Source organism: Streptomyces sp. NPDC055506 (genome assembly GCF_053643595.1).
The window spans coordinates 89,440-108,026 of sequence record NZ_JBSHKH010000007.1 but is presented as its reverse complement, the minus strand read 5'-3'; the positions used below and the strand labels follow the sequence as shown (position 1 = coordinate 108,026).

Below are 18,587 nucleotides of genomic sequence, written 5' to 3'. Positions count from 1 at the left end.
TCCCATGCCACCCGTCTACCGCTCCGCCCGCACCACGGCCTGGCGCCCGGCCGACGACTTGGCCTCTCACACCGCGCCCTACCGCGTCCTGCCCTTCCCCGAGCAGTGGCGGGACGCCGTCCTGACTCTGTGCAACGCGCCCCGGGTGGCAGCGGGCAAGGAGCCGTGGAAGACAGCACCGACCTGGCGCCTGGAACAGGTCCTGCAGGCTTTCGCACCCGACGTCCTCGCGCTGCCACGCCCCTTCCACGACCGCGACCCGGGCGCGCCGGCCCACTGGCTGTGTGCGCCCGCCGACCTCCCCGACCCGCTCCCCGGCCCAGTCCTGGACACCGTGCTCAAGCACTGGCTGCGTGACTTGCGGCCCGAGCCCGAGTACCGCGGCCTGCTGAAGGAGACCAGCGCAGAACTGGCCGCCCATCCGCCGCGCTGGGAGACCGTCCACCATGAACTCCTGCCGCGTGACGTCCCGACCGATGGCGGCACCGCACGTCCGTCACCGCACCAGTACAGCCTCAGCGCCGACTGGCTGGCCCGCCGGATCCTCGCGCTAGGCCCGTACCCGTACGACGGTGGGCAGCTCATCTTCCGGGCCATGCCACGTGGACCACGTGACCAGGGTGCCCAACTCGTCTCCGAGCCGATCCGGTTCCCCGGACCGGACGAGAAGCAGGACTCCTGGTGGTCGGTGACGCTGTCGATCACGCTCCAGACCGTGCCGTTCGACCCGCTGCCGCGCTTCAACCTCCGCTGGTCGGTTCGTCGCTGGGCCACTCGTACCAACGCCAAGACAGGTCGGTTGCGCCTCCCGTGGGGTGCGAGCACCACCGTCCTGCTGCGTCCGCGCAGGCCGTTCCTGCCGGGCACGCCCCGCAGCGAGCGGTTCGCCGTCGCCGCTCTGGAGCGCTACTGGGACAAGGACCTGGGCGAGAAGGGCGACTTCGCCGACCGGTGGCGCGCAGGCGGCCCCGCAGCGATGCTCGCCGGACTGCCCCTGGGCGAGCCCTTCCCGGACGCCGACGCGATCCTGACCGACCCCGCGTCCTGGCTGCGCGACGATGCCCGAGCCGGCATTCTGTACCGCACCGCTATGGGTCGGCACGACGTAGGCCCCGGCTTCATGGCACACCAGCTCTCACAGCTCACAGCCTGGGCGGAAGGCGCCCTCACGTCCGAACTGCGCCGCGCCCCGGACCTCGCGCTGATCGATCGGGGCACGCCCGCGAACATCCCCAGGGGCGACAAGGAGACGGTCGAGGCGGAACGGTGCGCTCAGCGCCGGTTGGCGACGGCCTACGCGCTGGACGCTCTCGACGGCGTAGCGCGCCAGGGCGGCGCTCCCGTGCTTGAGGCACGGCTGCTGTGGCAGTCACCGCGGCTGCGCGACGCCGCCTTGGCCTCCCTCGGCGAGCTTCTGGGCCTCAAGGGCGACGGCGGGTCCTTCACCGCACAGCAGTACGACGACGCCACGGCCGGCGCACCGGTCGTGCACGAGTGGTCCGCTCCGGAGCTGACCGTGCGGGTCCGCTGCATGCGCCCACTCGTCGCGCTCAGTGACCGTACCGCCGACAGCCTCCTTGCCCCGCTCGACCTGCCCACCGGCACCCATATCAAGGACGTCCAGGTGACCGCCGCGACAGTGGCCCGCCGCGACAGCGCCGCACAGTGGCTGGCCGCGGAACGCACCACCGACGCACCGGCCCTCGCCCTTGTAGAGATCGGCCGCGTCGTGTCATATCCAAGCAGACTGCACGACCCGAAGTTCGCCATGCGACTCGGCTGTGCCAAGGCAGGCTTCGTCACACAGTTCACCACGGTGCCCGAAGCAGGCGACGAGAACGGCAAGGGCGCGGAAACAGCGTCCAGCCTGCGGCACCGCACACTAAGTGCCTGGAACGACGGCCTGCGGCAGCTCGGCGCGCGCACCCTCCCCCGGCTTGCTGAGCACGATGGACTGCCCGACGGACTGCGGCATGCCGCACTGTGGATGGTCCGTAAGAATCGTACGACCCGGAATCGCTGGGCCGCGTACCTCCCGGTCGGCGTCATGATCACCCCCGATCCGGCCGGCACCGACGCGGCCCGTGTCGAAGGCTGGGACCCCGAGGCACGCTCCGGCGCAGGCGCCTGGGTCCCCTACCCCGAACTCCTGCTGAGGCTGACCACAAAAGCTGAGGTCAAGCCCGTTCTGCCCAGCCAGCGCGGCTCACAGGACGACGAGGCCGACACCTCTGAGGTGCAGACGGAAAGTGGGACCGAGCGCCCGAAACGCTACCAAGAACGCGAACGGCAGCGCCGTGAGGCCGCCGAGTGGCTTCAGGGTCTGCGTGCCTCCCTGCGCACCGCACCAACCGTCCTGTTCGCCGAGGCCCACAACGCCCGCTCGCACTGGACCTGGCTCCAGGACGGCCGGATCGAACGGGATCGCCTGCAGGACGGCCTCGCCCCGGCTCGTCGCCTCGACCCCGATCTGCGGATGGTCCGGGTCCGCGCAGGCGCCCGGAACGAGACTCCGCAGTGGTGGGGGAGAGCCCCGGAGGGCAAGGCGAACGGCATCCAGCAGGGCTTGTGGGTGCCAGAGGATGCCGCTGAAGACGCCCGCGTGTTCTTCAGTACGACGGCCAAGCCCGTGCAGTTTAAGCACGCGGCGGTGACCGCCGACAAGCTCTCGCCCCGGCCGATCGCCCAGGGCAAGCGCAAGGGTGAACCCACCATCGACACCGGCCAGGCGGCCTGGATGCCCGGGCTGCTGGAGATCGCCGTCGTCGGTTGCCATCGGGACGACGGCGACGACCCGAGGTCCCTCGCGCTCCTCACCCATATTCTGCGCCAGCCCTCGGACTACGACCAGGCCCTTGCCCTGCCCCTGCCACTTCACCTGGCCGGCCTGGCACAGGAGTACGTCCTGCCGACACCGAAGGACGACGAGGCGGAAACGGGAGACGCAGGGGCCGCGGTCCAATCCGGCGCTTCGGACGATTTGGATGACGCGCAGGACGCATCGCCGGTGGAACAGCCTGTGCCGAACTTGGAGTTGGAGGCACTCGACGTCGACACTGAAGGGCAGCTGCAACTGTTCGAAATGTAGGTCTGGCCGTATTCGGTGGTGACGGTGGGTAGCCATCACTGATCATGACCGCTCAGTCGCTGTGCCATACGGCCGGTGGCCGTCGTGCCCAGGGCCGCGGCCACGCGAGTCCGGCACCGCACGGCCGCGCCCGCAGCAGGCCCGCGGCCACGCTCACGCAGTATCCGCCCTCACAGACCAGATTTTGCTGGGTAGGGTGATCCGTGTTGCCGCGGGGCTCGGCACCGAGTCAGGAGCGGGGGTGGGGACGGGTGTCGATACCCGCACTGCAGGCCATGGAGCGCGCCCGGGCCGCCGGAGGCCGCCTTGTGGACTTCACTCAGCGGGAGAGCCGCGGCATCGGACAGGTGTGCCCGTGGGACTTGGTGGTAACCATCGGGCCGGAGCCCGAGGACCTTGATGCGGCAGCCTGGATCATTGCCGACGAGATCATGCGGGCCCGCACCGACCTGGACGACCTCGCATACCGGCTCTGGCGCGACAGCGCCCTGGCAGGCACCCCGCTGACCGGCCCCGATCGCGCCCACGTCCTGCTCTACGCCGGCCCGGTATTCGAGGCCAACGACACCACCGGCATTACCGGCTACGTAGGCGAGTGGCTCTGGTATCTCTCCACCCGCGACCTTCCCCCCGAGCCGGGGCGCAGCGTGGAGATCCTGGACCCGCCCTCATCGACGGTGACGGACAGCGGGCCGGACGGGCTGGTGATCCACCGAGTGCCCGGCAGCGAGCTGGGGTTCGTCTTCCGGTTGTGGGAGATGAAGAAATTCACCGCGGAAAAGACGAAGCCGAGCGACACGATCCGCAAGGCATGGCAGCAGTTGAACACTTGGGGGGCGCGGTACCTGGGTCAGATCTCGTGGGGAGGCCGGGAGCTGGCCCCCGACACCCGGGAGTTCGTTGCCTCAATAGCTCGGCAATGGGTGGACGCGAAGACGTCGGGGAACGGCGGGGTCAGCATCGCTCTCGACGCCGAATACATCCCGGACACGGCCTTCGAGCGCTCGCACCAGCACTTCACCAGCCACACCCACCCGGGCGCGCTGCAGGGCGTAGTGGTGGCGATCGAGGATCTTGAAGACTTCGCGAAGGACGTGAGGAGGTACGTGTGGAGCGCACTCTAGACTTGGAGGTACTCGCGTCCGCGCTCGGCGAGCACCGGGCGGGCGGGGTGCTGCCCAGCGCACGGGACCTGCTGGCGGCGATGACCGAGCTGGAGGTCGCGGCCTTCCGCGGTGAGCGGGAGATCGAGGACGAGACCCTCGCCACGGCGTGGTACCTGCACGGGCTCGCGGCGCTCGCCCCGGAGACTCCTGGCTACGACGCGGTGCGGGTGCGGCGAGCCTTTGCCACAAGCGCGCACCTGATGGACCTCGCCCTGGGCGACGAACGCAGACCCGAGGCTGAGCGGCTCCAGATCGCCTTCGCCGCCCAAGCCGGATACCGGCGCAGCGAGCAGGACCCGAACGCCACCGCCGTCTACCGGCAGGTCCGTGCTCTCGTCGACATCACCGGTGAAGTGCGCGGGCACATCGGCACCCTGGCGGTAGAGGCCGGCGTCATCTTTCTCGGCTTCGACCGCCCGGAGCTGGGCCGGGCGCTGCGTGCGTGGAGGCGGCAGCTGCGTGGGGTGAGGGCAATGATGCGCCGCGAGTCCCTGGCGGGGACCATGTACGGGCCCGCAGCGGCCGTTGTGGAGGCCGTCTTCCACCTGTACCAGTTCCTGGCAGTGGGCGAGGAACGGGATCTGCTGGCGGCGCAGCGGCTGCTGCGGGACGTGATGACGCAGGCGGCCGGCCGGGGCGACCGGCTCGCGCGGTGGGTTGCCGCGCATCTGTACCAGCTGAGCGGGGAGATGGCGGCCAGCAGCCTGTACCAACTGCTCCCCCCGGGCACTCCCCGGGCAGTGTCGCGGAGCTTCGCACTGTCGGAGCCGCCAGTGATGACGCTCTGGCCGCCGCAGCGCCAGCTCCTGATGCTCAAGCGCGGCAATCCGCTCGACCCGGCGACGTCTCGAAGCCTGATCAGTGTACCGACCAGCGCGGGCAAGACGCTGATGGCGCAGCTGGTGATCTGCTCGCACCTGGCGCAGCGCCCCGGGCGCGTGGTGTACGTGTCGCCGATGCGCAGCCTGGGGCGGGAGATGCGCGGGACACTGCGGGGCCGGCTGCGGGTGCTCGGGCGGCGCCTGGCTGCAGAGCAACCGGATTTTCCGCTGGGCACCTGGACCTCCTCGGCCCAGCCGGACGGCGGGGACGTGGAGATCGTCACCCCGGAGCGGCTCATGCACATGATCCGCAACCACCCCGGCGAAGCACTGGCGGAGGTCGGGCTGGTCGTCGTCGACGAGGCCCACCACCTGGGCCAGGGGCGGCGCGGCTTCGTGCTGGAGAGCCTGCTCACGCTGCTGCAGGCTCGTAAGGACATCCGACTCGTGCTGCTGTCCGCGGCGGTCGGCAATAGGGGCGATATCGCCTCGTGGCTCGACCCGGAGCGCCCCGAACGGGAGGTCTACTTCACCGACACCTGGCGGGGGCCGCGCCGGATGCACGGGCTCATGTATCCGAACCTCATGGCGGAGCAGGCCGAGTTGACGGAGCGGCGACCGACGGCAAAGCATGCCTCGCCGGTGCTCGCCACCGTGCCCGTCGAGACCCTCCTCGATGTCCGGCCGACCGCCTCGTCCGCCATCGCCCGACTGACTACCGGAGAGGTGGGCACGCGGCGCTTCGCCGGCTCCGCAGGCCGGTGGAACGCGCGGACCCGTCTGCCAGGCGGGATCGCCGACTACCAAGTCTTCGCCGCTGGCGCCGCGGAACTCGCTGCGGTCGGCAGCGTGCTGATGGTTGTCGGCACCCGGCGGGCAGCCCGTGACGCGGCACTCGCCATCGCCGAGTGCCTGCCCGAGCGGCCCGAAGCCGAGGCTCTGACCGACTACCTCGCCGACACGCTCGGCACGGAACACCCGCTAGTGCGCTGCACCCGGCACGGCGTCGCCTACCACCACGGCGCCCTACCCGAGGATGTCCTGCACGCCGTCGAGGGCGCGCTGCGTCGCAACGAGCTCCTGGCGATCGCCAGCACCAGCACCCTCACCGACGGCGTCAACCTGCCCGTGCGCACCGTCATCATCCACCACAAGGTCGACGGCGACCCGCTCACCTACGACGGCCAGCGCACCCTGTCCCCCGCCGAGCTCCTCAACGCCATCGGCCGCGCCGGGCGGGCCGGTCGGGAGAGCGAGGGGTGGATCTTCCTGACCCGCCCCTACCCGCCCCGCCCCGACGAGTTCGACTCCCTCAACCCCGACCCGGAGCAGTTGCGCGTCGTTTCCGCACTGCTGACCGACGAGGCCCTGACCGCACTCGCTGACGCCGAGGACACCCTGCGACAGGACGCTGACGGAGTCTTCGCGCTGGCGGATGGTATCGCCGCAGACTTTGCCTCGTTCGTCTGGCTCGTCCTGCAGCTCCACGCTTCCTCACCGACGCCGCAAAGCAATCCCATCGACGCCCTGGACGCACTGTTCGCCCTGTCCCAGAGAGGCAACGGGCGGCAAACCAGCCGGTGGCTCACCCTCGCGGACAAGGTTGCCACCGTGTTCGAGACCACCGACCCGGCCCAGGCAGGCCGGTGGGCCGCCACCGGCACCAGCCTGGGGTCGGCCCGCTACCTCGACTGGCTCGCGAACCAGTTGGCCGTGCTGCTCGACCGGCACACGGCGGACGACGCCATCGGAGGCGACCGGCTCGCCGAACCGGAGGAATGGTCGCTGCAACGCACCCTCGACTTCCTCACCGAGCACCAGGTCTTCGACCGTCTACTCGCCCACGTCCCGGAGGTCACCAAGACCTGGAGCTTCAAGGACAAGGAGACACGGGGCACACAGATGAACGTCCCGATCGCTCCCGCGCTCCGCGAGTGGATCTCCGGCACCACGATTCCTGACCTCGCCCGTTCCTGGCAGCCCGGCGTCGCTGCCGGGTGGGCGCTCGAACAGGCGGTACGCAACATCAGTACCGCCTTCGGGCACTCCCTGAGCTGGACCGTCGGCGCCCTCATCAACCTGGTCAACACCAGCCCCGTGCTCTCTCCCGGCGCACCCAGGCTCAACACGCACACCGCCTGGCACATCCGCCACGGCGTCGACACCGAGCAGGCCCTGACCCTGCTCACCTCCGGCATCACCTCCCGACGCATCGCCCACCTCCTCGGCCGCGACGCCGCCCGCCTGGGGCACCGGTCGGCCGGCCTGCGGCAGTGGACCGCCCAGCACCACATCGACGGCTGGACACGGCAGTACGAGGCGAACGACTACGAGGTCCAGGACCTCCTCGACTACGTCCGAACCCCCTCCGACCCGATCAACCAGCTCCTCGACAACCGCGCCGCCACCACCCCGCTAACTCGGCTGGCAGCAGGGACACCCGACGGCCAGGTCAGCGTCGCACGGCCTAGCGAGCGCCACCCGACCATCCGCGTCGGCCGCGACCGTCGCCGGGTGGCGACCGTGCCCGCCGACCGCCACCTCGATGTCCTCGCGATGCTCGACAGCGGCCTCGACCTCAACCACCGCCTCCACAACGGTCAGCTCATCACCACCCGGCGCGTCCGGTAGCGCTTGGACCTGTCGCAGGGAACCAAGCGCGGGGACTGCGGTTCAAGGGGAGGGCGATGACCGCAGAGTCACCGACTTGCCGCCGCCCGTGGAGGCGTTGACACGGAAGTACGGGTGCCGACGGTTCGGCGCTGCTTACCGGTATCCACGGATCGCTGCGCTTATGAGGGCGGCTCGTGGGTTGGGTCCGTCGGAGATCTTTTGGTCCGCGAATGGTCCGGCGGGAACTCCCCTGGACGCCAGACTGTAGCTCTAGAAACCCAATTGATTACAGTGCTGCGTCCACATTGACCAGGCGAAACGGTAGTTGGCGCAGCCTTCGGTCGGGAGCTGGTCCGGACATCGTCCGGATCTTGCTCTGGAGGTGTCGGCTCGGTTCATGCTGCGACTGCAGTGCGAGCGATTGAGAGCGAGCGGGACTTGACGGCGCAGATGTATGCCTGACCGGACACTGGCAGATGGCGGGGCATTGTGACCTGCACTAAAACTCCAACCGCTGGGTCTTTGCCGTTACTACGAGTTTGCGGGGCTCTGGGTTTGCTGGGGCAGCAGGCCACGGAGATGGCCGAAGACCAGGTGTCGACGGCGTCGGGGCAGCCGTTGACCCAGTCCATGGGTGGCGGGTCGTGTGGTTCAGCAAGGCCGTGGCACCACTGCGAGATGTTGTCGCCGTCAGCGAGATCCGTGACGGCGGTGCGCAGCTTGACCGCTTACTGAAGGATGCGGTCGCGGTCTACTGACCAGATGGCACCGATCGAGGCTCCTTCGTGGGCGATCCAATTCCGGGCCTGCCTGGCTTTGTGCAGGGTGTCCATGTCCATGGTCCTGCCCATGGCGTGTCGGGCCAGACTCTCGCAGCGTGCCGCGCTACGCGCGGCCCCGCCGTTCTCGTCTTTTGTCCCCAGAACCAGTCAGCCATCAGCCCACGCCGGGGCAACTAGGGATGCGAGCTCTCGATGCCTTTTCGGGAGCCATGGGCCCGGGCTGACCGGGGCGCAGTGGTGCTGACTAGCCGGGTGCCGATTCGCTGCGCCAGGTGCTAGATGAGCGCCAGCCCGGGGCGGTGCAGGCATCGGACCGTGGCGCATCGAGCACAGACCTGGTCACCAACTTCTCCGCCGGGCTGCCGACTACTGACCGGGTGCCCGCGCGGCGGGGCCCTCCAGCCAGCTCCTGATGCGCCGGGACCACTCCTGAATCTCGAACGCAGCCCGCGACCGTTCGTCTCCGTACTGGTCCAGCACGGCGAAGCTCGCGTCAACCACACTCAGGGCGTCGTCGTGACGTCCCTCGTCGCCGAGCAGGACGGCGAAATTGATCAGGCTCATGGCGTGGTCCGTCCAGACGCGCCGCGCCTCCTCCGGAGGCAGGGCGCCGTAGATCTGGGTAGCCTCGGCGACGGCCGTCCGAGCCTCGCCCTGCCGTCCCAGGTCGCCCAGGCGGCTGCCCAGGTTCGTGAGACTCCTCGCCAGATCGCCCCCGACCGCCGGCTCACCCAGCTCGGCCCTTCGGCGCCCGATGAGAACAGCCTCCTCGATAGCCTGGAGTGCCTCACGGTACCGACCTGCCTCCGCCAGGCGGTTGGACTGGTTGTTCAGGGTCATGGCGTGGCCCGCGCCGAAGACGCCGAAGTCCTGGCGCCTAAGCTCCCGATACAGCGTCTCCGCTTCGGAGACCGCGTCGAGACTCTCCCCCGCCCGGCCGGCTTCGCCCAGTCGCACGGAAAGATTACTGAGGGCCTCGGCGAGACCAGACGAGAAGGGGACGGAGGCGGAGTTACCCCCTACCGACAGCAGCTCTCGGTACACCTCCACGCTCTCCAGGGCCGCAGCGAGCGACTCCTCCCGCTGCCCCACGGAGGCCAGTTGGTTCGAGAACGTCAGGAGAAGACGGGCGAATTCCAGCCCGTAGGTGCCGATGTCCCGCCCCGCCAGATCCCGAACCCGCCGGACGTCCTCAGCGACGACCTCCTCCGACGCTCGGTCGGCCGTCGGGCCTCCGGACGCAAGGGCGAACGCCTCGGCCAGGGCGGCGGCGGAGGGTCTGCGGGCGGGGTCATGCTCCAAGCAACGCCAAAGAGTCCGCAGGAGCACCGGGCCGATCCCGGGGTTGGTCAAGGGACCATGTCCCGAGTTGTCGGCCCTGGGGTCGCTCCACCGTCCCGAGAGGAAGGCCAGCAGCAGCGCACCAACGGCGTACACATCGCTCTGCGGGGTGAGCGACCGCCCGTCGTCGTCCGCCTCCAGGTAGGTGTCGCTGAGGGGCAGCACGTCGCGGTGAGCACTGTCGACTCCGTCGATCGTCGCGGTCGCCCAGCCGACCAGCTGGACGTCGCGGTCGGTCACGAGAACGGCCAGGGGTGAGAGCGAGCCGTGCACGAGCCCCCGAGAGTGGGCGAAGGCAACGGCCTCCGTCAGGCCCAGCCCGATCCGCAAGAAAAGCTCCCCCGGGACTGTTCCCCCGTGTTCGTCGAGGACGGCGCGCAGGTTCGGCGCGGGCGGTGAGGACGGGGCGTCTGCGCGGCGGTGGACGCAGCTGGCCGCGACCCACGGCAGCTCCCCTGTGGTGGGCGCCGCCACACCGAGGAGTGCGGGGGCATGCGTGCCCTGCATCCGCGTCAGGCACTCGGCTTCCGTCCGGACGAGGTCCCGCGCGGTTCCCGGGTCGCGGGTATGCAGCATGACCGGCGCCCGGACCGTGGTGACGGTGCCGTCATCGTCCTCGGCCAGGTACATCGTCAGGTGAGGCCAACCGTGGGCACTGCGTGCACGGAGCCGGAATCGACCGAGCCGTACCGGGTCCTCCGGTAGGAGCTCCACCCAGCCGGCTGGCAGGGTCTCACCCGGCGCGTCGTCGTACGCTTCATCAGTCCCGGCGGCTGCGGAGTCCCGGGGCTCGGTGGAATCTCCGGTCTCGCCCCCGGGGACACGGGTTTTCGGCATGGGCGCCACCGGCCTTGCATCGGCGGACGGGATGCCGAGCCGCATTAGCGTCTGCTCCCGTAGCCAGCCGAAGGAGCGCCCGGTGTCATCGATGACGGCCGCGCCGTCCGGGTGCCCGACCCACGCCGGGAAGACCGGGGCGCGGCCGACGGCGGCCTCAATGCGCTGCGTCACAGCCTCAGCGGTGCGCAGCAATTCCCTCGGGGAGACGGCGCTGAGGAGAACGCGCCCGGCGCCGTCTGTGAAGTCGTACCGCCGGTGGTGCGGCAGCCGGTCCGCACCGTCGGCGTCGAGCTCGTGCATCAAGCCCCCTAGGAACACCTCCATGAGGTGTCCGATGTCTGTCGGTGGCCCGAGGGCGGCCTGCACCAGGCGCATCACGGGCGGCGTGACGGGGGCGACGGCCGCCACGTGGGCCGCGAGCCGATACGCCTCGGCGGACGCGGCCTCCCTGAAGCGGAGTACCGCTTCGGCAGCGTCGCCGTCCCGGGCGTCGGCTACGGTCCGGCTGGAGCCGGGACGGCCGGCGTCCCATAGCGGGAGGAGCGCTGTGCCGCCGGGTGAGGCGACGAGCCACGCCCAGTCGGCGACGGCCGCAGGGGTCGGCGCGAGGACCGGGACGGGTACGGAGTCGAAGCGGACCAGGTCCGGCGGCAGGTCAGGGTCGGTGACGTGCCAGGCGCGGGTGGGGCCGCCGCGACGATGGGTGGTGACCTGCCAGCGCCGTGCGCCGATGCCGGTGCTCGCCCAGAGCCGGGACGGCAGTGCCTGGACGATCGCGGTGGGACCGCAACGTCCCCAGCGGTCCATCACCCGGCGCATCCCGCCGTCCCGCCAGGCTTCGCCCACACCGTCGCTGACGACCAGGACGAGGGTGTTGCCGGTTAGGTCGCACAGGACCTTCGGCGATGAGAGCCGGCCGCGGTAGCGGTAGGGGGTGGTCCGCAGAGACGGAGTGCCGCTGCGCGTGTCGAGTCCGTACACACGCACGTCTCGGAAGGCCCCAGCACGTTCCATCAGTACCCGGACGTCGGCGGCGAGCCGCTGCCAGAGGACCATGGAGACGCCGTCGTCAACCACGAGGGCCAGGGACAGCCAGCGGGTGCGCAGCGCACGGGCGACGGTCTCGGGCACGCCCGTCTCAGCGATGGCAGCGACGGTTCGTGTGACGTCGAGTTCCTGCTGGCGCCGGTCGGGGAAGCGCTGCCGCAGAGGCCGGAGGGACTTGCCGAGCCGGAGCTGCCCGGCGCCGAGGGTGCTGCTGTCCGGGGCGCGGACTGCGACCGCCGACGACAGGCCCGCGAGCGCTGGCGCGTCTTCGTCGGGACTGGGCTGCGCCGAGGCCAGAAGCGGGCGCGCGGACCGCTTCTTCGTGGACTCCGCAGCGGTCGGCTCTGGTGCGGGCTCCGCGGTCTCCGGCGCCGCGACCGTCGACCCGTCGTGGTGGGGCTCGCCGTGCCGCTCCGAGCTCGCGGCGGCCACGCCGACGGAGCGCACCAGGGGCCCGGAGTCCCGAGGCAGCTTCCCGGCGAGCCACATGGCGTCGAGGAGTTCCTCCAGAGAGAGCTCCACCCCGCTCTCGGCCAGGACCTTCGTCACGCGCGAGATCACGGCGTCACACGGCTCCGCCGAGACGGTGCAGGACGCCCTGCAGGAGGGAAGCCGCGTCGAGGTTCACGCCACCCTTGCGGAGGAAGACGGCGTTGAGCAGCTGATCGGTGGCCAGTTCGCCCTCGGCGCGGCGTTCGAGGAACTCCCGCAGCAGGTCGTCGGTGTCGTCCAGGGCGTCGGGACCGAGGTGCGCGGCGACGATCTCCCGAAGCCGCCGCTCGTTGGGCTCGGGGAGATCGAGGCGAACGCAGCGCCGCAGGAAGGCGGGCGGGAATTCCCGTTCGCCGTTGCTGGTGATGACTACAACCGGGAACTCACGGCAGCGGACGCGGCCGCGCGTGACCGGGGCGGTCTCATCCAGGTCGTCGGTTCGAACGTGTACCGGTGCGTGGCTCGCGGGCAGCCGGGTGAGTTCGGAGATGGCGAACTCACCCTCCTCGAAGACGGTCAGCAGGTCGTTGGGTAGGTCGACGTCACCCTTGTCCAGCTCGTCGATGAGCAGCACGCGGGGGCGCTCGCGGGGCACAAGCGCGTTGCCCAGAGGGCCGAGCCGGATGTACTGGCCGATGTCCGGTTCGGTGCCTTCCACGTCGCGCCGCAGGGTCGCCTCGCGCAGCCGGCCGACGGCGTCATAGAGGTAAAGGGCATCCTGAAGAGTTGAGCGGCTGTTCACCGGCCACTGCAGGACACGGCCGAGCGCGAGTTCGTGAGCGATGGCGTGGGCCAACGAGGACTTGCCCGTGCCGGGCTGCCCGGTCACCAGGAGGGGCCGGCGCAGGTGGAGTGCCGCGTTCACCACCTCCACCTCGTCGGGGCCGATGAGGTAGGGCCGCGGGTACGGAACCCTGTCACCGGTCACGGTCTCCTGCCGGTCGAACCGGCGCCACGGGGGTGCAGCGGGGAACGGTACCTCACGGCGCTCGCCATCTCCGCGGAACAGCCACCAGTCGTCGCCTCCGCCGTCGGAGGATGAAAGCCGAGGGCTTGTACCGGCCAGGGGCTCTGAGGTGGTCATGACGCGTGCGATCCTCTCCAAGGGTCACTCAGTTGAAGCGACTCAGTCTGCGGGAGACGACCTTCCGGTTCCCACACGAGGGAGGGCCGTGCCCGCCGCTCCGCCGGGCAAGCTGCCGAGTCGCTCCGGAAGCCCCGGACCCGCTCGGGAAGTCCCTCCAGATCGCCGGCGGGAGCCAGGATCTCCAGTCTCCCTGCGTCCTCGTAGCCAATGGCCTCACGGTCCCACAGCACGACCGGGACGCCCAGGACGAGACATTTCAGCAACCAGGACCGACGCTCGTTGGCGGGGCCGTGGAGAACCACCCGCGCGGTATCACGATGCTCAGTCTTCAGCAGATTCACGAGCTGCCTGGCGTCGCCGGACGTCCGGCCGGTGACGAGCACCGACGCGCGTCCGTTCTTCCACCGGCGCTCCTGGTCGCCTTCGCGTTCCGGCCTCTGGTCACTGAGTTCCGGGCAGCTCAGGGAGACGCGGTAGTCCGCTCCGATCGGCCACGCCGGAAGAATGTCGTCGAGCGCTCCGGGCTCCCATTCGTCGACGGCCAAGTCGAGCCCCGCCCGGTCGACCACGACGGTCACCCACGGCACATGGTCGCCTTGCCCCGGCTCCTGGGCCGCGGCGAAGACCGCCTCGCTCAGGGTGCTCGCCGCCTCCCGCGGGGTCTTGGGCTCCGACTCCGCCTCCTTGAGCACGCGGTACGAACCGTCGTCGCGGACGAGCAGAATCCGGACCCGGTACCGGTCGTCTCCCGCGGCGGGGTCGTGTGCCAAATCCATCACGACCCGCGACACCGGCGACGCTGCGCGCTTCGCCCACTGGGCGGCGTCCGCACGCCGCTCGCCCAAGGCCCCGGCGTGGATACCGAGCCGCCGGGCGGTCTTCCCCGACCACGCGCGCAGGTCGTCGCCCAGCCCGTCGCCCGCGGCCGCCGCCACGTACTCGACGAGCCGCAGTAGCGCCGGCACCGGCGGGGCATCCTCGGGACCGCTCACACCGTCGGACAGATCCTCCAAGCTCTCGACCACGCCGCAGACATCGTCCGCGCTGAGCTGCGGACGGGTGAGGATCTCCGGAAGTACGACGTACCGCAGCGCCTCACCGGCTGTTCGGGGCAGCAGCGCCGACTGCTTCTCGCAGAGCCGGCGCAGCAGGCCGATCAGGGCGTCGTACTCGTTCACGGAGAGCAGCGACCCGCAGTCGAGTCCCCTGGCCCACGAGAACAGACGAGTCAGAGCGGCGCGGGCCGTCCCCTGCGCGCTGCTCGCGAGGGCTTCGCCGAGAGACGCGAGCGCTCGGGGATGGGCCATGAGGAGCGCCACGAGGTCGGCAGCAGTGGGCTCATACCCCTGGGCCTCGTAGCCCAGTTCGCGCGCCAGGGCCCGGGCGTGGTCGACACGGACGCCGGGGTGCGAGAACAACGGCGCAAGCAGCGTCTCCAGTTCGCGCTCAGCGGGCGTGCGCTCGGCGGCGGGCCGGGCCTCGGGCAGGGACGCGCCGATCGCACTCAGCTCGGGAGACCGACCGGTTTGCTCCTCGACGTGGGACACGAAGCCGCCGTCCCCGGCGAAGGAGGACACCGGCAGGGCGATCAGCCGACGGGCTCCGTAGGCGTGGTCCTCCTCGGTCACGACGCCGACGAGGTGGCCGCCGCAGAAGATCGCCGTGCCCGAGGCCCCGCCCCAGGCGTTCCCGCCATCGCTACGGGTGGTGGGGGCCGGTCCCTGGTCGAGGACGTAGCGGTCCTTGCCTCCGGAGAGGACCGGCAGGACACCGCGCAGGTGCTCCGGGGCCCGGGTCTCCCCTTTGGCGGCCCAGGGATAGCCGAGGCCCTCGTACGGCAGCGGCGCGGTGCCCGCTGGGCAGCCCCAGCGGACGGAGCCGGGCGGATCGATCTTGCGGTCGATGCGCAGCAGTGCGACGTCCAGTCCGTCTGGGTGGGCCCAGAGCAGCTCCGCGTCCGCGCGCGTCGTCTCGCCGTCGAGGTGGTGGCCTACGCGTACGGTGATGACCGGCCACAGCGTTCCCGTGTCGCGGTCCTCCAGCACATGGCGGGCGGTCAGTACGAGCCGCGGGGCGATCAGATAGCCGGAGCCGACGGTGAGGCGCCCCTCACCGGTGCCCCCGCTGCGGATCAGAGCCAGTCTGCGGCGATCCACGTCACTCCTCGTCCAGCGACCCGAACTCGTCGTCGCCGATCTCGGGGCGCGCGCCTCCGAGGGCCCGGTCCTTGACCGACAGCTTCAGCACCAGCTTGTGGGTACGGACGGTGGTTTGCTCGCCCCCCGCGCCGACGACAACTACGCCGAAGGAAAGCTTGCCGTCCCCCTTGACAGACTTGCGCAGCTCCAGCTGCAGCTCCAGCTCGGCCTCCTCGACGCCGAAGGCGAACTGCTGGTTGATGCCAAGCTGCTGCGCCTCGTACAGCTCTTGGCGCAGCTCCTCGATGGCTGCGGCCAGTCCGATAGTCGACACCTTCGCCCCGCCCCCGGTTCAAGACAATGAGAAAAACAGTAGGTCGCCGTACGGTACAACGCTCGCGAGACACCACAAACCTCGGTCATGGACAATGACTTGTGGAAGGAGCCGTCCACCGCATGCCACCGCGCGAGAAGAAGTCCACCGAGCAGGAGGAAACTTGAGCGCCTCCACCCCCGAGGAGATCCAGGCGATCCTCTGGAAGGCAGCCGACAAGCTGCGCGGCTCCGTCGACTCCGCCCAGTACAAGGAGTTCATACTCGGGCTGATCTTTCTAAAGTTCGTCTCCGACGCGTTCGACGAGCACCGGAACAAGCTCGCCAAGGAGCTTGCCGAGGACGGCGTCTCGGACGACCGAATCGGCGTCTTCCTGGAGGACCGCGACGAGTACACCGGCGCCCACGTCTTCTGGGTACCGGAGACCGCCCGTTGGTCCTGGATCGCGGCGAACGCTAAGAGCCAGGGTGTGGGCAAGCTCCTCGACGAGGCGATGGACACGGTCATGCGGGAGAACGCCTCTCTGGCGGGCGTTCTCCCCAAGGTCTTCAACCGCGATGACGCTGGCCAACAGCGCGTGGCTGAACTCTTCGACCTCATCACCGACGCGCGCTTCGGCAGCACCGAGGACAAGCCAGCCCAGGTCGTGCTGGGCGACGTGTACGAGTACTTCCTCAACAACTTCGCGCGCGCGGAGGGCAAGAAGGGTGGCGAGTTCTACACCCCTCAATCAGTGGTCCGGCTGATCGTGGAGATTCTGGAGCCGTACAACGGGCGCGTGTACGACCCGGCGTGCGGCACAGGCGGCATGCTCGTACAGGCGAGCAAGTTCATCGAGGCACACGGGGGCCGCGGCCACAAGGCCGACATCGCGGTCTACGGCCAAGAGGTCAACGAGCGCACCTGGCGCCTGGCCAAGATGAACCTCGCCATCCACGGCATCGACGCCAACCTGGCCGCCCGTTGGGGCGATACCTTGGCCGACGACAAGCACCCGGACCTCAAGGCCGACTTTGTGATGGCCAACCCGCCGTTCAACATGAGGGACTGGGCGCGGGACGAGAGCGACGTCCGTTGGCAGTACGGGGTTCCTCCGAGGAACAACGCCAACTTCGCGTGGCTCCAGCACGCCGTCTCGAAACTGTCCGACCGCGGGACGGCCGCCGTCGTCCTCGCCAACGGCTCACACTCCTCGCCCAGAGTCGAGGCTGAGATCCGCCAGGCGATGGTGGAAGCTGACCTGGTCGCCTGCATGGTTGCATTGCCGCCCCAACTCTTCCGGACGACCCAGATCCCGGCCTGCCTGTGGTTCCTGACCAAAGACAAGTCCCCCCAGGGCGCGAAACGCCTGGACGACCGGCGCGGCACAACCCTTTTCATCGACGCCCGCGGAATGGGCGAGATGGTTGACCGGACCGAGCGGAATCTGACAGAAGCCGACCTCGCAAAAATCGCTGGCACGTACCACGCCTGGCGAGGCACGGCATCAGCGCAGGAAGCAAAGCTGGCCTACCAAGACGAGTCCGGCTTCTGCTTCTCGGCGGATGTGGCGACTGTGCGCGAGCATGAGTACGCGCTGGCCCCGGCACGTTATGTCGGCGTGGGCCTGCCAGCCGCCGTGGAGCCGCAAGCGGTCCCGCGGAGCGGTCCCGCGGCCCTGATGAAGGACCTGTACGCAATCTTCGACTGAGAACCGCCAGCGAGAGCCGCCGGCTGGGCGGGGTGCCTGAGGCGGGTGAAGCGAGAACGCTGGGCACACGCCGTCTGGCCCCACACGCTCGTCACGACTGCACTAATCCACCTGGGACGGCCGCGCCCCTCGACGGTGCTGTCCTGCCCACGACGGCACCGTGGAACCTGTCATTGGTCGAGACCCGGCACATAGGCACGAGCACAGGCTGCCGCCGATAGGGCCGTTGGATAAACGCGGCCGTGCGGGCATTGGCCCGCGAAGGGAGGGAAAGCGCGCACGTCAGCGGACCGTATGGCGCACCTTGACCGGGTCATGGTGCGCTTCAGCCCCGTCAAGTGCGCTCGGGGAAGCCGGGGAAGTTCTCGACCTCGGTTGTGGTGGTGAGCGCACCGCCGACGAAGATGGCGCCGCCGAAGACGAGCGGCTTGAGCTCTGGCGCGGGCGGTGTAGAGGGCGGCGGTGAATCCGGCGCGGCCGGAGTTACTGAGCGCTGGAGCAGCCGCCACACGGGCACTGGGAAGAACATCTACGACCGTGACTTTCGTAGGGAGGCGAACGAGGCACCAGCTCCGCTTCCTGCATGTTCGTGAAGTCTCGCCCGTGGTTTCTGGGGCACCTGATTACCTGGTGCCGCCATCTACCTTGCCCGCGCTCACCCAACTCTCGCCCAGCCCTGCCCACGCTGCATACTCGCCTCGGGCCTGGTTCAGTGGCCCGTCAACAGGAATGTGACGTATTTCCAGACACCGAGGTTGCGTCGGGTCTCCGTCCGTGCGGTGCTGAGTTCGCCCTTCACTCTCGCTCGTTCCGCCTCGGCACCGCTCAGCTGCTTCTGGCGTTGCAACAGGTCAGCACGCTTGCGCTGGGTCTCCATAGCGCGCTGCTGGCGCTCGGCTGTGAGCCGCTGCCGTTCGTCGGTGATCTGCTTTTGAAGGACGTCCCGGTCCTGCTGGGCCTTGCTCTCCGCCTGCTTTACCTCCCGGTCGTACTGCGCCCGCAGCGTGGCGATCTCGGCGCGGATCCTCGTCAGGGCGGGCCCAGGCAGCTTGGCGGGTGCGGAGGCCCTTGCCCGTTGCTCCAGGGACCGGCGCCATGCGTCGAGGGCGGTCGCCCGCGCTTCGCCCACGCCGGCCACGCGGACGTGG

The 18,587-nt window shown here is 69.8% G+C and carries 10 protein-coding genes; 4 read left to right on the top strand and 6 right to left on the bottom strand.

The annotated features are described in order from the left end of the window. Nucleotides 1-4 precede the first annotated feature (4 nt). From ACWIF2_RS04985 to ACWIF2_RS04975, 3 genes are all read left to right on the top strand, one after another. Nucleotides 5-3,088, top strand: a complete 3,084-nt coding sequence (locus ACWIF2_RS04985) for a pPIWI_RE module domain-containing protein (RefSeq protein ID WP_454358652.1) — start codon at nucleotides 5-7, stop codon at nucleotides 3,086-3,088. A gap of 251 nt (nucleotides 3,089-3,339) precedes the next feature. Continuing rightward, nucleotides 3,340-4,212, top strand: coding sequence for a hypothetical protein (locus ACWIF2_RS04980; protein WP_454358651.1), 873 nt, complete (start codon nucleotides 3,340-3,342; stop codon nucleotides 4,210-4,212). Then, on the top strand, nucleotides 4,197-7,706 hold the full coding sequence (locus ACWIF2_RS04975) for a DEAD/DEAH box helicase (RefSeq protein ID WP_454358650.1): 3,510 nt from the start codon (nucleotides 4,197-4,199) through the stop codon (nucleotides 7,704-7,706). The genes ACWIF2_RS04980 and ACWIF2_RS04975 overlap by 16 nt, the downstream gene beginning before the upstream one ends. Nucleotides 7,707-8,836: 1,130 nt before the next feature. Here the strand turns inward: ACWIF2_RS04975 and ACWIF2_RS04970 are convergent. From ACWIF2_RS04970 to ACWIF2_RS04955, 4 genes are read right to left on the bottom strand one after another with little or no spacing between them, the layout of a single operon-like run. Then, nucleotides 8,837-12,247 carry an SAV_2336 N-terminal domain-related protein gene (locus ACWIF2_RS04970; protein ID WP_454358649.1) on the bottom strand — a complete coding sequence of 1,137 codons (3,411 nt, stop codon included), beginning with the start codon at nucleotides 12,245-12,247 and terminating at the stop codon, nucleotides 8,837-8,839. Nucleotides 12,248-12,263: 16 nt separating this feature from the next. After that, nucleotides 12,264-13,274 (bottom strand): AAA family ATPase, encoded by a 1,011-nt coding sequence (locus ACWIF2_RS04965; protein ID WP_454358648.1) that lies wholly within the window; start codon nucleotides 13,272-13,274, stop codon nucleotides 12,264-12,266. Next, the gene (locus ACWIF2_RS04960; RefSeq protein ID WP_454358647.1) at nucleotides 13,271-15,433 is read right to left on the bottom strand and encodes a VMAP-C domain-containing protein; all 2,163 of its coding nucleotides are present in this window, start codon (nucleotides 15,431-15,433) and stop codon (nucleotides 13,271-13,273) included. The genes ACWIF2_RS04965 and ACWIF2_RS04960 overlap by 4 nt, the downstream gene beginning before the upstream one ends. A gap of 1 nt (nucleotide 15,434) precedes the next feature. After that, nucleotides 15,435-15,749: a trypco2 family protein gene (locus tag ACWIF2_RS04955; protein WP_454358646.1), complete on the bottom strand. Its 315-nt coding sequence runs from the start codon at nucleotides 15,747-15,749 to the stop codon at nucleotides 15,435-15,437. Nucleotides 15,750-15,912: 163 nt separating this feature from the next. Between ACWIF2_RS04955 and ACWIF2_RS04950 the strand changes: the two genes are divergently transcribed. Continuing rightward, on the top strand, nucleotides 15,913-17,439 hold the full coding sequence (locus tag ACWIF2_RS04950) for a class I SAM-dependent DNA methyltransferase (RefSeq protein WP_454358645.1): 1,527 nt from the start codon (nucleotides 15,913-15,915) through the stop codon (nucleotides 17,437-17,439). 334 nt (nucleotides 17,440-17,773) lie between these two features. On the opposite strand, the gene ACWIF2_RS04945 is transcribed toward ACWIF2_RS04950, so the two are convergent. Then, on the bottom strand, nucleotides 17,774-17,968 hold the full coding sequence (locus tag ACWIF2_RS04945; RefSeq protein WP_454358681.1) for a hypothetical protein: 195 nt from the start codon (nucleotides 17,966-17,968) through the stop codon (nucleotides 17,774-17,776). 180 nt (nucleotides 17,969-18,148) lie between these two features. Further along, complete coding sequence (locus ACWIF2_RS04940) at nucleotides 18,149-18,577, bottom strand: hypothetical protein (RefSeq protein WP_454358644.1); 429 nt, start codon at nucleotides 18,575-18,577, stop codon at nucleotides 18,149-18,151. Nucleotides 18,578-18,587 lie beyond the last annotated feature (10 nt).

What these genes read in the sequence shown, in the direction of transcription:
- ACWIF2_RS04965 (WP_454358648.1), bottom strand. Translation starts at nt 13,274, where the DNA reads ATGACCACCTCAGAGCCCCTGGCCGGTACAAGCCCTCGGCTTTCATCC.
- ACWIF2_RS04985 (WP_454358652.1), top strand. Translation starts at nt 5, where the DNA reads ATGCCACCCGTCTACCGCTCCGCCCGCACCACGGCCTGGCGCCCGGCC.
- ACWIF2_RS04945 (WP_454358681.1), bottom strand. Translation starts at nt 17,968, where the DNA reads ATGTTCTTCCCAGTGCCCGTGTGGCGGCTGCTCCAGCGCTCAGTAACT.